16 protein-coding genes are annotated in these 15,628 nt (G+C 40.8%); 4 read left to right on the top strand and 12 right to left on the bottom strand.

The annotated features are described in order from the left end of the window. The first annotated feature begins 2 nt into the window (after positions 1-2). On the top strand, positions 3-971 hold the full coding sequence (locus DXB77_RS09850; RefSeq protein WP_118663134.1) for a DUF4097 family beta strand repeat-containing protein: 969 nt from the start codon (positions 3-5) through the stop codon (positions 969-971). 325 nt (positions 972-1,296) lie between these two features. Here DXB77_RS09850 and DXB77_RS09845 read toward each other — a convergent pair whose 3' ends face one another. From DXB77_RS09845 to DXB77_RS09835, 3 genes are all read right to left on the bottom strand, one after another. Then, positions 1,297-2,373, bottom strand: coding sequence for a HigA family addiction module antitoxin (locus DXB77_RS09845; RefSeq protein WP_117784530.1), 1,077 nt, complete (start codon positions 2,371-2,373; stop codon positions 1,297-1,299). After that, positions 2,366-2,737, bottom strand: coding sequence for a hypothetical protein (locus tag DXB77_RS09840; protein ID WP_118483004.1), 372 nt, complete (start codon positions 2,735-2,737; stop codon positions 2,366-2,368). The genes DXB77_RS09845 and DXB77_RS09840 overlap by 8 nt, the downstream gene beginning before the upstream one ends. Before the next feature lie 182 nt (positions 2,738-2,919). Then, positions 2,920-3,654, bottom strand: coding sequence for a hypothetical protein (locus DXB77_RS09835; protein WP_147353811.1), 735 nt, complete (start codon positions 3,652-3,654; stop codon positions 2,920-2,922). Positions 3,655-3,978: 324 nt separating this feature from the next. Here DXB77_RS09835 and DXB77_RS09830 point away from each other — a divergent pair, with 324 nt between their 5' ends. Both DXB77_RS09830 and DXB77_RS09825 read left to right on the top strand, forming a co-directional pair. Further along, positions 3,979-4,911 carry an ABC transporter ATP-binding protein gene (locus tag DXB77_RS09830; protein ID WP_118663132.1) on the top strand — a complete coding sequence of 311 codons (933 nt, stop codon included), beginning with the start codon at positions 3,979-3,981 and terminating at the stop codon, positions 4,909-4,911. Continuing rightward, complete coding sequence (locus DXB77_RS09825) at positions 4,904-5,677, top strand: ABC transporter permease subunit (RefSeq protein WP_118663131.1); 774 nt, start codon at positions 4,904-4,906, stop codon at positions 5,675-5,677. The genes DXB77_RS09830 and DXB77_RS09825 overlap by 8 nt, the downstream gene beginning before the upstream one ends. A 71-nt stretch (positions 5,678-5,748) precedes the next feature. Here the strand turns inward: DXB77_RS09825 and DXB77_RS09820 are convergent, their stop codons facing one another. The 3 genes from DXB77_RS09820 to DXB77_RS09810 all read right to left on the bottom strand — a co-directional run bounded on the left by DXB77_RS09820 (position 5,749) and on the right by DXB77_RS09810 (position 8,979). Continuing rightward, positions 5,749-6,477: a M23 family metallopeptidase gene (locus DXB77_RS09820; protein WP_118663130.1), complete on the bottom strand. Its 729-nt coding sequence runs from the start codon at positions 6,475-6,477 to the stop codon at positions 5,749-5,751. 214 nt (positions 6,478-6,691) lie between these two features. Then, positions 6,692-7,753 carry a SpoIID/LytB domain-containing protein gene (locus DXB77_RS09815; protein ID WP_182439473.1) on the bottom strand — a complete coding sequence of 354 codons (1,062 nt, stop codon included), beginning with the start codon at positions 7,751-7,753 and terminating at the stop codon, positions 6,692-6,694. Between the two features lie 164 nt (positions 7,754-7,917). Continuing rightward, entirely contained in the window at positions 7,918-8,979 is a 1,062-nt protein-coding gene (locus DXB77_RS09810; protein ID WP_117808004.1) for a glycoside hydrolase family 5 protein, read from the bottom strand. Positions 8,980-9,260: 281 nt separating this feature from the next. On the opposite strand from DXB77_RS09810, the gene DXB77_RS09805 reads away from it, so the two are divergent. Then, complete coding sequence (locus DXB77_RS09805) at positions 9,261-9,476, top strand: cold-shock protein (protein WP_008402359.1); 216 nt, start codon at positions 9,261-9,263, stop codon at positions 9,474-9,476. A gap of 471 nt (positions 9,477-9,947) precedes the next feature. Here DXB77_RS09805 and DXB77_RS09800 read toward each other — a convergent pair whose 3' ends face one another. The 6 genes from DXB77_RS09800 to DXB77_RS09775 form a co-directional block, all read right to left on the bottom strand. Next, positions 9,948-11,699 carry a phospho-sugar mutase gene (locus DXB77_RS09800; protein ID WP_118663128.1) on the bottom strand — a complete coding sequence of 584 codons (1,752 nt, stop codon included), beginning with the start codon at positions 11,697-11,699 and terminating at the stop codon, positions 9,948-9,950. A gap of 103 nt (positions 11,700-11,802) precedes the next feature. Continuing rightward, positions 11,803-12,789, bottom strand: a complete 987-nt coding sequence (locus DXB77_RS09795; protein ID WP_242996065.1) for a hypothetical protein — start codon at positions 12,787-12,789, stop codon at positions 11,803-11,805. A gap of 118 nt (positions 12,790-12,907) precedes the next feature. Next, entirely contained in the window at positions 12,908-13,225 is a 318-nt protein-coding gene (locus DXB77_RS09790) for a type II toxin-antitoxin system RelE/ParE family toxin (protein WP_118482996.1), read from the bottom strand. Between the two features lie 2 nt (positions 13,226-13,227). After that, positions 13,228-13,506 carry a type II toxin-antitoxin system Phd/YefM family antitoxin gene (locus tag DXB77_RS09785; RefSeq protein ID WP_008399788.1) on the bottom strand — a complete coding sequence of 93 codons (279 nt, stop codon included), beginning with the start codon at positions 13,504-13,506 and terminating at the stop codon, positions 13,228-13,230. 164 nt (positions 13,507-13,670) lie between these two features. Then, the gene (locus DXB77_RS09780; protein WP_118663127.1) at positions 13,671-14,600 is read right to left on the bottom strand and encodes an acyl-CoA thioester hydrolase/BAAT C-terminal domain-containing protein; all 930 of its coding nucleotides are present in this window, start codon (positions 14,598-14,600) and stop codon (positions 13,671-13,673) included. A gap of 86 nt (positions 14,601-14,686) precedes the next feature. Then, entirely contained in the window at positions 14,687-15,307 is a 621-nt protein-coding gene (locus DXB77_RS09775) for a TetR/AcrR family transcriptional regulator (RefSeq protein WP_118482992.1), read from the bottom strand. Positions 15,308-15,628: the final 321 nt, after the last annotated feature.

Raw genomic sequence — 15,628 nt, 5'->3', positions numbered from 1 at the left:
TTATGAGTAAATCCAAAAAAGCTGTTATTGTTGCTTCTATATTTATAGTAGTCGGCGTCATTATCGCTTTCTTAAGTATTGCAATTAACGGATTCCATTTTCCAAATGGTTCTGTCGACCTGCTCGGCATGAAAGCTTTGCCGGACTATGTAAAAAAAACAGTTCAGATCAAAGATGATTTCAACGCCGTTGATATCGCAGGCGAAGCATCCACTGATGTAGTCATCAGGAATTCTGACACTGGGAACAGTTACATTGAATATTATGATACCGAAGGACTGGTCAATACCGCAACAGTCGTAGACGGCGTTCTGACGTTCCGATGCGAAGACAAACGTACCCACCATCCGACAATCTCACTCGGATTTGGCTCCGATACCAAGACAACCATATATCTGGCAGAGAAGGAATATCAGGCAATTCAGGTTACTACCGCAAGCGGAAATATTGATTATCGGTATTCTTATAAGCCGAATACCGAGCCAGCCGGCAATTCTGCATTCACCAGTCTCAAAACGAACAGTGGAGACATCAGCATCGCAGATATCGAAGCCAATACGCTCACGACAAAGACTTCATCAGGTAACATCTCTATCAGCAATAGTTCATTTACAACACTGCTGGAGCTTCATGCTTCAAGTGGTGATATCCTGTTGAACCGTACCGCTGCCGGCCAGGCCGAGTTTTACACAACAAGCGGTTATATATCTGCCAGCGAACTTTCCGCAAATACCAGCCTAACCTGCAATACAGCAAGTGGCGATGTGGATATGAACATTGCGGATGCCGAAGCAATCGACATATCTGCTATGAGCGGCTATATTGACCTGGAGCTGGATTCTGACCGAAGCTATAGCTTCTCCGCAAATACACAAAGTGGTAATATCGATATTCCACATGGTGCAAATAATTCCGAATATGAATGTGGTGTCACCACAACCAGCGGCGATATCCGGATTAGGCAGGAGTAATATTTTCGCAAAGAAAAGAATGCCGATGCAGGGCTCGCTCCTGGCTTTTGAAATAACGTGCTCCGTTTTCTGTTCGATACATATTGTCCTATTCGTAAATACTCCTGTGCTAACTCGCCTTTGGCTCAAACAAGCACTCGTATTTACTGACAATATGCATCTCACAACGAAATCCTCGCAATGTTATTTACAAAAGCCAGAGCAAACCCTGCATCGGCATTCTTCTTTATGAACACCTTCTATTAAATCAATAATATCATGTGCTTCGCACATTCTATGCATTCCGCAAAATTGCATCCTTGCGAGCAAATGGATTTTGCGTTCATTATATCATCTTAACCTTATATTTATGTCTTATTGGTTTCATTGTCCAATCATCAAATCTGACCAAACCGTCATTCTGTAATCTACCTAGTACGATACCGGGATCTCTATTAATTACTTCTGCAAAACCAATAATATCATTTAATCCAAATTTCCTGCTCGCTACAAAATCATTATACTCGTCTCTTGGTATCAAGTTATCCTCTGCAAATAAATCAGCTGCCAGTTCTTGCTCCCCTGATTCCTTTTCAAACGATATCCCATAATCACCATTGATAATATGCCCTATCTCATGAAACAGGGTAAACCAGAAAGAATCAGAATTAAGTCTTCTATCATTAACCATCAGCATAATGTTCTCACCTATCTTTTTAGTAGCACCATTAATCTTGGAACCGGAAATATTCGGCAAAATTACAAATATAACACCCGACTCCTCAAATGCCTTTCGAATCAAAGGATAGAATTCACCATGATTCTTAGTCAAAGTCAAAGCATACTGTACAGCGTCTTCAAATTTTTTCTTATTAAACTTCGGGGCATCAACTGTCAATGCCTTATTAATAGCAATCTGAACCATTGTATTAGCTTTAACTGTACTAGCTTCTTCTAACGCTGTTGTTGAACTTCTAAAGCTTACAGCCATATCACGTTTTGTAAGTACAGTCAAAGTCGCAATATTCAAGAATTCCCGAAGTTCTTTTATCTGTTCATCCTTCTTTCTAGGCAAATCGGGAAGACCAAAGTTTTCTCTAAAATACTTGTAATCAAATAATTCAAATACTTTTCTTTCCCTTACCAATTCTTCTTGCGATTTAAACTCTGCTATCAATGCATCATAAGCATTCTGAAGATTTAACCAATAATTCACACTGGACCCAAGCATTCTGGAAAGTTTCATTGCAATATCAATAGACAAGCTCTGTTCACCACGAATCAAGAGACTTAAATTCTTAGGTGAAGTGTCCAACCTCTTTGCAAAATCTTCCTGAGTTAATCCACTTTCTTCTACAATTTCTTTAATATAATATCCTGGGTGAAATGCAACCGTATCATTATATTCAATGTAATTACTCATAATGTTTGCTCACCTCCACTATTTCAACAATCCTCACATTTGAGGATATCTCATCAATATTGCAAGGAACATATGGTTCCTTATTTTCATCTAACGGTTCTAATATTATACGCCACTGATCTGTCCTTGATTTCACATCAATAGCAAAATACCCTTTATAGTTTTTTCCATCCTTATTTTTAAGATCATGAAAGTGAAAAGATGGTTGAACTATAATATCTTTAATAGTGTCTGCCTGCTTCAGAGCATTTATCCTGGCCAAAAGACTGGTTGCCAGTATATTATTCCCACCAAAACACATTCTGGCTGCTTTTAAACTGGTACATTGTTCTTCAATTTTGGCATTTGTATAAATTAATTTCAATTCTTTCCTCCCTTTTTCAAATTACCCATTAGGTAATTTAAGTATATGCCCTATATATACTATTGTCAATAAAAATCATCAATGTCCCTATAACAAAACCACCCTTTCCTTCACCAGAAGTACTTAGATGGTTTAACTGTCAATATCAATATTTTCATTTTTTTAGAATTAATGTAAAATGCCTACATAATAAACAACATGACTATACTCAACACGGACACCAAACATATGATGATCCCCAGCCATTTGAGAAACAGTTCTGTTTTCCGGTTCACTTTGTTTGATCCCGGATCGTATACCTTGCGCTGCTCTCTGGAATAGTACAACGGATATTCGCTGCCAACCGGATGCTTCTTCCGGCTCAATTCCTGCGCCAATTGATAGTTATGCACACTGCCATCATAAGGATCGGTATACTGGATCGTAAGGATCGCCTTTCCCGGTGTCAGCGTCTTAGCTCCCGGCACTTCTCCGACTACCTTCCCCGGAATCATCATATCCATGTAATCATTTTCTTTTACCTGTTTCTTCTTCATGCCACTTCCTGTAAAAAGGAGAATGATGCCGGATGCAAATGCAACCAGCCGCTGCACAAGCATCCACCCGGTCGTTCCTGTCATATCCGGTATGACATTTCTCTCCATCAGCTCCTGCGCCATGAAAAATGCTCCAAACAAAACAAACCCGGCTCCAAGTCCCATTATGATATAGATATATTTTTCCATCTCATCCATAGCTGACAGCTTCGGATGGTTTTCCTTTAACAACTGATCCACCGTTGATCCCGAAGCAATATTATCCAACAGCCGCTTTAATTCCCTGCGTCGTTTTTTCAACCGGATAAATGTGTATATCCCCATGACCAACATGCCAATTCCCACTAGAATAATGAACATGATTTTTAACATTTGCATCATTTGCAGCTCTCCCCTTGTCGTCCTGTCTGGCAGGATATTTTCTTTATTATAATAAATATGGGCTTTTTTCTCCATTATATCTTCACTATTTTTTCACTAATTTTCACTATTTTTCCTTATTTTTCATTATGCACTTTCATTAGATGATTCTGTATAATTGTTACCTTGTACCAGCACATATATAAACTTACAAACTGCACATTTTTAATTTTGAAAAAAATTAAAAATGTTTCAACTTGGAGTCTGCTCCATGAATTGACTTTCCTGCGGCAAAACAGTATGCTGATTATAGGAAAATTCGGTTGAATCAGGAGGTGCTGTTCCATGGCAGAAGTCATTGCAAAAGCAACAGATGTAGAAGTGATATACGGTGATAAGCCTGCACTTGATAAGATAAATATGTCCGTGAAAAAGGGCGACATTTATGCTCTGATCGGTAAAAACGGTGCAGGAAAAACGACACTTCTCCGCCTGTTTACCGGACAGAATGCCCCTGATTATGGCAGCATCGAACTTTTTGGAAAGAAGGGAACACATGGACTAAATGAAGCCCGGAAAAGAACCGGTGCTATCATCGAAACTCCGGCATTTTATCCATTTTTCTCTGCGGAACGCAATCTGGAATATTATCGTATCCAGCGTGGAATCGACGATCCATCCATTGTAGAAACGGTTCTGAAAGAAACGGGACTCTATGAAGCTAAAGATAAGAAATTCAAAAATTTCTCCCTCGGCATGAAGCAGCGTCTGGGAATCGCCCTGTCGCTCATGCACGATCCGGAATTTCTGATCTTAGATGAACCGATCAATGGTCTGGATCCTGCCGGCATCGTCGAGATGCGAAAGCTGATGCTGCGGCTGAACAAAGAGAACGGACTCACAATCATCATTTCCTCCCATATTCTATCCGAGCTTGCAAATATGGCAACCTGCTACGGATTCATCGATCATGGTCAGATCTTACAGGAAATGTCTGCTGAGGAACTAGAAGCAAAAGAAAAAAGCTATGTAAAGGTGCATACCAGTAATGGTGAAAAAGCTGCTGAATGTCTTTCAAAAGAGCTCCAACTTGACGCATCCTACAATGCAGATGATGATACCATTTATATTTATTTTGAAAATAACGCGGTTTACCCGACTGAGAAGATCAGCCGTTTCTTATTTGAAATGGGATACGATCTGTACTCACTGGAGATTGCGAAAACTACACTGGAAGATTTCTTTATTGAACTGTTAGGAGGGACAACGATTGAATAATTTCCTCAAAAGTGAATGTTACAAAGTAAGCCATCGGGCTTATCCATATACCCTGCTCATTATCGGAGTGGTCATTGCCATTTTGATCAACGTATCTGTCTGGTATGCCATCCATGTCATCCGAATCCCATTTACGATTGAAGGTGCAGATATTATGAACGCTGGTCTGTACATGATGGCAACGATCGTCTGGTACTGCATTATTTTCACCACCGATATCGGTTTCTCCGGTGAATGGAGGAATAATACGATGAAGAATATCGTGTCATTCGGAACCAGCCGAAACACAATTTTCTTTGGCAAATGTATCGTGAATACACTATTGCTGCTTATCGGAATCGTTGTGGTATCTGCAGCCTATCTGCTGACGAATTACATCTGTTTCCGTCATGATGGAAGTCTGACCGCTTCGGCATATCAGAATTATTTTCTGCGTTTTGTGATCATGCTTCCCATGATCATCGCCGGACAGACAATGGCATCCTCCCTGTGTATGTTCTTCTCCACAGACCTTCTGTGGTGCGGTATCTATGCTGTAGTCGTTGCCCTGCTGCCAAATGGCATCATGCTTTTCTATGCCATTTTCCCGGAAGTAGACGCACTCCATATCATCTACACCAATCTTCCTACCGTCTGCCTGACCGCTGTTGCATGGCAGACACTAACCACCGGCCTGATTGTTCACGCTATGGAGATCGCCGCCGTACTTCTGATCCTGCCAACTGTTATTTCCCTGTTGGTGTTCCAGAGGAAGGAGATAAAATAAAAAACAGACACACACCCTACCCTGTGGATACGACATGCATCTGTTCTTATACTTTATATGGATTGTTCTGATTATTCCCCTTCGATCAATGATACAGGATCGACCGGTTTGCCATCTTTGGTAATTGCGAAATACAGATTTGTTCCTTCTTTTGAATAATAACGGCTTGGTTCTGCTACAGTGCCAATGGTGCAGCCGGCATCTACCACCTGACCAACAGAAACATTGATATCCTTAAGCTGTCCATACATGACTTCATAGCCATTTCCAAGGGATGCCTTTACCACATTTCCAAATTCCGGTGTGCTTGTGATCTCTGTGATCTTGCATTTGTAAGCGGCTGATACTTTATCATTTTCGGCTGCTTCCAATACAATTCCGGCATTACATTTGTACTGGTTTAATGTCTCGTAGAATACTGTGGTGTCCATGCTGAATGGAATGATCACATTTCCGTTTAGTGGCCACATAAGAGCCGTACTGCCGTCATAATTCAGTTCGATCTGTTCTTCCACCTTGGCAGCATTTGCTCCGGTTTCTACTTCTGAGCTTTTCTCTGTTGTTGCTTCTGTCTTGTCCTCTGCTTTGGCGGTACCGCCAAGTGTTTCCTTTACTGCTTCTGTTGTTCCGAGATTGCTTCTGTCTGCGGTTTCTTCTACTGTCTCCGAGCTGACAGCATTTTCATCATCTGACTGGGTTTTCACATTATATAGAGCTACAAGTCCTACAAGTGCCACCATTCCGGCGATCAGGGCAATGTAGAAAATATTTCTCTTAATAACATTCAAAAATTTCTTCATGTTTATCACCTCATGGATATTGTTGCCTGAACTTCCGGATTATATACACAGGCAAATATTTTCCACAAGCTTTTTATTTATCTTATGCATTTTGTCGTATCCTGCCACCAGCGAAATGAAATGATTTGCAAAGCAACCACTTTGCAATTCCATCTGTATGCTTTCAAATATCCTTAATATATTGGTAATTATCCTTATATATTTTCGCAGGTGTTTAATATGCCGCTCCATCCGCGATCGAAGTTTCCGGATAATAGTATGCAATGATCTCACGATATGTACTGCCCTGATCGGCTTTCCATCCGGCTCCGTACAACGACATTCCAAGGGATGAGCCTTTACCGATCGAGATGATCCGATATCCCTCCTCGACCTGATCGATATGAAAATTTGTCGTTCCAAGTGACAGGGTCTGTGCAAATGTCTCTCCCGTCACGACCGTACCGAATACATTTACCTTTCGGACAAATCCTGATTTCGTCGCCTCAAGCACAGTCAGTGCATCCGCATCCACAACCTGTTCCTCACTCTGTGCTGAACCAGTCGTCGCAGATTCGTTTTTTTCAACATCCACGTCGGTCTGCCCCAGATTCTCTGATCCGTCAAACGCTTCTCCCTCTCCATTCATGCCAAATTCTTTCTTTATACGAAGCGCACTGTAAATCTTTGTCGATGAAAAATCCGGCGACTGGATATCCTGACTGCTGTCAACGGATACCAGATATGGAATCGCAGTACCATATAATTCCTCTGCACTAACAGTTACCCCTATGCTGACTGCATGACTGACCGGAATAATAAGTCTGCCATCATAAACGATAACCTGTCCCATTGTATCCTTCACAGCCTGATATACCATTTCCATATTCTGCTTATATTCTTTCCCCCATTTTTGCTTTAATTCATCTTTCTCTATCCGTATCTCTTTCAGATCTCCCTCATTGATGATCTTCCCCCCGCCATTTGCAGTATCCGCCTGATCGTTCATTTCATAATAGATCGCAGTCCGGGTCAGAACTGCCATCGTCTTTGCCATCTCCACATCCCATGACGGGTCATACAATCCGGCAAGGACATACAAAATATATTCTTCACAGTCGATCAGCCTGTAATTGCCATTTTGCAGGATACACACATCCCGGCTGCTACTAAGTGCCGCGATCCGGGCATCCGACACATCCCGATAACGCACAAAAAGCCTGGTTCCCACATATGGAATTGCAAATGCTAACAAAACCATGGTGAACCAGGCTAGAATCCTGTTATTTTTCTTCATACCATCACATCCTGTCATCATTCTGGAAAAATCCGATTCGCTTCATGCGATTTCCCTGTATTATTTATTCTATGATACACAGGTGCAAAATATGATTGATTCATTATACAAACAGACCATCTGGCTGTCTGCCGATATTACTGTTTATCTCATATACATGATCACTATGCTTTCTTGCCAAGAGCTTTCTTTCTCGCAAGATATTTCTTCTTGATATACTTTCCTGCTGTGGATAAGTCACCTGACTTCCAGCCGGAGGTTTTCTTTGTTGATGGTTTAAGCAAAGATGCCGACTCGTTCTTATTACTGAGGCTCCAACAGAAATAACTGATGTTATATTTGTTAAGCAGCTTCATCCATTTGTCTGCGGATGCCTTGTTAATGGCTCCGTCGCCACTGGCCGGTGATAAACCAAACTCAGATACAATGATCGGAAGCTTCTTCTTTCTTGCATAAGCAACCTTTGCCGGAAGATATTCATTGTGCGCCCACTCACTTGCGTAGAAATGCAGGGAGTACATGATATTCTTATATCCCTTGATTGGGCTGTCTGCAACTTCATTTGACGTTCCATCCGTTCCAAGCTGTGACCAGGTTGGTGTTCCCACGATAATAACTGCTTTCTTGTCGTATTTGCGGATCGTTTTGATAATGTCTGTCGCATAGGATTTGATCTCTTTCCAGCCACAGCCATTTGGCTCATTGCAGATCTCATAAATAACATTTTTATTGTTCTTATATTTCTTTGCCATCGTGGTAAAGAATTTCTTCGCCTGCGCCTTATTCTTATTCGGATTCCCGTCACTTAAGATATGCCAGTCGATGATCGCATACATACCAAGATCAGTCGCATATCCGACTCCCTTATCCACCAGTTTCCGAAGCTTTGCCTGACTGCCGCCACTGCAATAGCCATTGTATTCTTCGGTATACATTGCCAACCGGATCGCATTCACGCCCCAGTCATCACGAAGCGTCTTGAATGCCTTCTTATTCACATATGGCGATCCGACATCCCAGTTGATTCCATGTGTGCTGATACCACGGAGCTGGAATTTATTTCCCTTACTGTCGACTAGGTCTGCTCCCTTTACAGACAGTCTTCCATGCTTTGCAACCGGTGTTGTAGCTGCCGCTTCCGCCGTTCCATTTCCACCAAATACACAGATTGTAAACAGCATAACAACTGCCATGATCCATGCAATCAGACGTTTTCCCTTTCTCATACGCTCTCCTCCTGTTTTTGCATTTTTCCTGTATTTATAGTACCCTACTTTTCTTTTTCTGCCAAGAACCCATGGATCATTTTTTACCGGATTTTATCATTATTTTTACCTTGTTTTTCTTGACAAATAGGTGCGCCCATACTATTATGAGAGCGTATTCAAGATTAACTATGTAATCGCTTTTAAGCGGACGTATGGATTAAGGTTTTAATCGTATTTCTCTCATAAATGATGCACGTTTTCATTGGGTACAAGCAAGAAATATATAAGGAGGTACCCACATGAACAACGGTACAGTAAAATGGTTTAACGCAGAAAAAGGTTATGGATTTATCTCAAACAATGATGGAAGCGGAGATGTATTCGTTCATTTCTCAGCTATCCAGGGTGAAGGATATAAGACACTTGTTGAAGGTCAGCAGGTTACATTCGACACAGAGGAAGATCCTAAGGGTGGTTCAAGAACAAGAGCTACTAACGTTGTAATCGTTAAATAATTTCCTACTTTGAATAAAAGAGACTGAGGCTCTATATCAATTTATTCCGCAGAACACTTTCGTTCGAACAGGTCTGCTTCATAAATTATATAGAGCCTCAGTCTTTTATTAAGTTTTTCTTTTATTATTTCTCTAAGATATCGATATCTAACATTTACAGATCAAGGCTATTTTCATTTTGATATTTTAGGGACATTGTGCCCTTCTTTTTTAACAGAAAACACAGGAATTGCCCCTGTACAGACCATAAGCCCCATTATAATATGACGTCAGTGAAGGTTTCGTCGTGAAATGCATATTACCAGTAAATACGAGCGCTTGTCTGAGCCAACGTTTAGTTGGCGAGTTAGCGCTGGAGTATTTACGAATCAGGCATATGCATTGAACAGAAACCGCAGCGAGTCATTTGTAATGGGGCTTATGGTCTGTGCAGGGGCAATCCCTGTGTTTTATATTTAAATTAAGCTTTTATTATTTCTCTAAGATATCATAGATCAGATCCATGATCTTGTCGCCTGCTTCTGCGGACATCTTCTGAGCCTCATCATATGAGCTGCCCTTGATTCCATAGTAGAACTTGATCTTTGGCTCTGTACCGGATGGTCTTACTGCAAGCCATGCATCATTCTCTAATTCATAGTAGAGAACATTTGAGTTCGGCATACCGGTCTTAACAGTTTCGCCTGTCTCAAGGTTCTTGATTGTCTCCAGACGGTAGTCACGAACAACCTTTGTCTTATATCCGGCGATCTCTGCCGGTGTATTGTCACGAAGTACATTCATGATGTGTCCGATCTTCTTGGAACCTTCTACACCCTTCAGAGTTACAGTCTTGATATCATCTACATAGTAGCCGTATTTCTCATACATATCCATCATAACATCCCATAAAGTCTTACCCTGTCCTTTATAGAATGCAGCAGCTTCGCAAAGTGCCATTGTTGCTACGATGGCATCCTTATCTCTTGCATGTGTTCCGATCAGACAGCCGTAGCTCTCTTCGAAACCAAAGAGGTAAGTTCCCTTTCCTTCCTGCTCGAAACGTAAGATCTCACGTCCGATGTTCTTGAAACCTGTGAAGCACTCGATCAGGTCTGTATTGTAATATTTTGCGATCGCATCAACCATATTTGTTGTAACGATCGTCTTAATGATTGCACCGTCCTCTGGCAGTTTGCCATCGCGTGCTTTCATCTGACTTACTTCATATTCACACAGAAGGCTTCCTGACATGTTACCGGTAAATACCTTATATTCGCCTGTCTTGGAATCCTTTGCATATACACCAAGTCTGTCTGCATCCGGATCAGTTGCAAGAACGAGGTCTGCATCTACTTTCTTTGCAAGATCAAGAGCAAGGGCGAATGCTTCCTTTGCTTCCGGATTTGGGTAAGCAACTGTTGGGAAATTACCATCCGGAAGTTCCTGTTCCGGAACAACATATACATTTTCAAATCCAAGATCAGAAAGAATTCTTCTTGCAGGAATATTTCCGGTACCATGAAGTGGTGTATATACGATCTTCAGATCCTTACCATATTTATCAATAGCATCCTGATGAAGAACCAGCTTCTTCAGTTCGCCCATATATGCATCATCAACTTCTGCACCGATCGTTACCAGAAGTCCTGCTTTGATCGCATCGATCATTTCCATTGTCTTGGTATCTGCAAAATCTGTAATGGCCTTAACCTCTGCCATGATTCCCGTATCATGTGGAGGTGTGATCTGCGCACCGTCTTCCCAGTATACTTTATAACCATTGTATTCCGGTGGATTGTGGCTGGCTGTTACATTAATACCTGCTACACAGTCCAGATAGCGAACTGCAAATGACAGCTCCGGTGTTGGACGTAAAGACTCGAATCTGTATGCCTTGATTCCATTTGCTGCAAGACATAATGCTGCTTCCATGGAAAACTCCGGTGACATTCTTCTGGAATCATATGCAATAGCAACACCCTTATCCTGTTTGCCCTGCTTGATGATATAATTTGCAAGACCCTGTGTTGCTTTACGGACAACGTACTTGTTCATTCTATTTGTTCCGGCACCGATAATACCACGAAGTCCGGCAGTACCAAATACCAGATCACAGTAGAATCTTTCTTCTATCTCTTTTGGATCATCCTTGATTGAAAGAAGTTCATCCTTAGTCTCCTGACCAAATAATGGATTGTTGACCCACTGCTCATATACTTCCATATAATTGCGTTCGCTCATTTTAATATTTCCTCCTGTGCGTTCCTTTAAAACATTACACTTAATATATTTCCTAAATCCCAAAGTTAGATTTTCTCACACATGACATTATACATTCAAATTCCTAACTTGTGAACCCATAATGATTGCAAAAATCACTCAAAAATTTTTGTTTTTCTTGTTCATCTGTTATAAGTTTACTGAGTTTTTCAAGATTTGCAGGGGAAATCCAGCATTTTCTGGAGTTCATATAGCGATTGCTGACCTTCCAGAACTTCTCCGGATAACTATATAATATGTAGATATATCGATAATCTTCTATGGTAAGCGGCAGGATACGATCGTATTCTTCTATGATCTTCACCGCCATATTGAAGTTATAATTATTCTTTTCCATGACCTTCCGTATAAACTGATATAAGTCGATCAACTGATATCCGACATGAAACCGGTCAAAATTCACAGTCGCCAGATACCCACCGCAAAACAACACACTGTGGTAATTATATGCTCCATGGCAATATCCGATATGCCCGGCAATATTTGTCCGGTCGCAGGCATCCATCATCGCCTGACAGTCGATTGCCTGTCTGTAAAATGCGTCATATGCTTCTATATATAAGAGTTCAAAATCATTCTTCGTCGGACGCTTTGAGATAAAGCTCCGGATTTTTTTCATTTCCTGCGTTTTTCGTCTGAAGTTGCCCGGCTCACGGTACGCATACGTTCTCCCCTCTTTTGCATACAGCTCACGCCCCCGGATATGAAATACCGCAAGATTTGCAGCCGCCTGATTCAGATCGCAGATACTTCCGGAATTACATTCCCGTCCCTCAAAATATTCCCGCATCACATATGGATTCCCGTAGCGGTCGCAGGTGATCAGCTCTCCTTCCCGGTTCGGCACGCAGCAGTCAATATGGTGAAATCCTGTCTCATACAGATTTTCCTTAAATTCCCGTTCCTGCTCCAGCCGCTCCTCGCTGCCGTCAAATGGAGATATCTGCCTGATTCCCCGATCCGTTTTCAGGATCATAGATCCCCGGCCTCTGACGGCACCCAGTATTTCCATGTCATATGCTTCGTAGACTTCACTCATTTTCTCAGACAAAAAATCCCCTCCTTGAATTGTCTTCATACTTTGTATGAATCGGAAATCCCGATAAGTAATTGTATGAGGGAACCTTCAAATTCATTCTTAATTTCTGTCCAGAAAATTTGCGCACTTTCTATAATCCACGTATTATATTCAAATAGTCTTGTCTGCCATCCACTACCGCATATACAATAACCGTTTTCTTCTCTTCATTAATTTTATAAAAAAACAGATTCTTTTTTAGTATAAGGACTTTATATCCTTGTCGTTTAAGAACAAGGTATCTTGGATCTGTTCCAATATATGGATCATTTCCAAGTTCAAGAATTTTTTTCTCTATATAATCAAGTTGTTCCAAAGCTACTTCATTGCCAAAATTCTGAGCTATATATAAAATTATTTTTCTGATTCCTGCATCCGCAGTATCAGTTCGTATTACCTCATATTCCATACTTAGCCCTCCTGAAGCATTCTACGCAAATCATCAAATGTTTCAGTTATCGGTGCAACACGATTATTTTTTATATCATCCTCTGCCTCAGCTAATATTTCAAGTAACTCTATACGAGCTTTCATATTTTTATATTCTTCATATGAGAGGGCTACCGTATCACCTCTGCCATTTACTGTAATAATTACCGCTTCTTTATTTTCCTTACATTGTTTTGAAATATCATTATAATGGTTTCTTAAATCAGCCGATGGTCTGATTGATTCCTTTAATGTTAACATAAAAACCACCTCCGTTTATATTATATGCAAATTATATCATAATATGTCTATTTGTCCAATGCGTTTTACTGCCTGCAGGATTTCTTCGTTTTCCGAAATCGAACAAACCCATACGAATATACAGCAATGATAAATCCGTAGATCAATAAGAGCAAATACGGATATTAATCCGCTGTCCACTCCTTTAACGCTGCGGACAGTCTGTGGTCAATATCTTTTCTGGTTGCCTCACATTCCTTTGGATAATCTTTTGCAGCCTTAAAGACAAATTTCAATACAAATTTGAGTCCAACCGGAAGTGCGATCCGAAGCAAAGTTTCCGGCAATACAAAGTGAGTACCATGTTCATAAACAAGAGCATCGTATTCACATGTATGTGGATGTTCCTTTAAACGCTGATCCATACGGCGGACATATTTGCCAGCCTCCCAGAAGCTGTCATCATCCGCACCGATCAGGAATAAGCGACCTTTTATATTCTCAACCTTTACCATTTCTTCCTCTGTATGCGATCTTGCCTTTTCCGAATCTATAAACAAGCAGGTCGACCGTGTGATATCACCGGAGCCTTTTGTTTCTTCCTCAATCTTCTGCCAATACACCGGATGTTCATAGACAAATGGCATATAAGGCAGCGGCTTTCCCTGCCATGAAAGTGTGGATGCATTCGGTATCGGCCATTCCTTACAGCCATCCTTTTCTCCCTGTTCAAATCCCTGCCATACAAAATCACTGGCAGTAAGCCCAATCGTCATCGTAATATCCGGGAAATAAGATGCTGCAACGATCGCATCCATTCCGGCCGTGCTCATCCCCATAATACCGATTTTCCGGTTTCCATGATCCTGTAACCACTTTATTGCGGTCTGAATTCTTTCCAGCGGATTATTGACATGACTGTAATTTTTTCTGCCCGGAGATACACACATAGCATTTACACCCTGTCTGTGAAGCCATTTTGCTCCACATTTCGCCATATAATCATTCGGATCATCCCCAAATAATCCGATCACGGCACAATCCGCCCCTTTGGGATTTTCGTAATACGTTCCATAAAATCCATCTTTTTCGTTTTCAAAAAATTGTTTTTTCATGTTGTTCTCCTGTCTCTAACACAAGTTAGTATATTCTAACGTCCATGGACAGTATACTCTAAATGACTGCCAGATTCCACACTTTCTTACATTTTCTTATCATATTCATCTGCAATACAATATCGGCAGATCAGATCCGTAAGCGCATCGATGACTTTTTCTTTATCATAGTCATTTTCATAGAAAGTCACCTCATGCACAACGGACTCCAATGCACATTGAAGGATCAGGGATGTGGTCTTAAGATCAGAGATTCTGAGCATTTGTTCATTCGTCTCAAGCAGTGAGAAAAATGTCCGAAATGCACCCGCGCGCGCCCTTGCTTCCAGTTCGTGCAAGTCATCATACTGCAGGGACAAGGCGGATATCTCCTTCTGGAATGCTGTCATGTATTCATGATTATGTAGGATCAGAGCAACGTATTTTCTGACAAATTCCCGCGGAGATGTGAACCCGGACACATCCATGATCGTGATCTCCTGCAAAGATTCATTATAAAGATCTGTGATCAATTCCTCATATAACGACTTCTTATCAACAAAATAGCTGTAAAATGTACCAATCGACACATTTGCTTTCTTTGCGATTTCATTGCTGCTGGTATTATGAAACCCTTTTGTCGAGAACAGCTCGACCGCCGCTTTCTTCAGTGCTTCCTTTTTCTCAATGCTTCTTTTCTGTTTTGGGATACGAATTTCTTCCGGCATGTGTTACTCCTTTATGTAAAAAACAATTCCGTTCATATAGTTTTACTGTTTCCAGTATAATCATATAAAAAAATAAAGTCAATAAAACATGAGTATATACTCACATTTCTATTGACAGCAAAATCCCGGCGTGATATTCTACAGCCATACATAATATAAGTTATAACTCACATTTTATTAATATAATATTATGTGATTGCAGAGATATTATTTTTTAGAATACATTAAACGAACGATATGTGAAGTAAAAAACAGCAAACTTTCAGATTATGGAAAATCATGCTGACTTTTCAAACATATTGAAAGGAAATTTTGGAGGTA

The sequence above is a fragment of the Clostridium sp. OM05-9 genome (genome assembly GCF_003481465.1).
Classification (GTDB): domain Bacteria; phylum Bacillota; class Clostridia; order Lachnospirales; family Lachnospiraceae; genus Coprococcus; species Coprococcus ammoniilyticus.
This window is presented reverse-complemented; position numbering and strand designations above follow the sequence as displayed.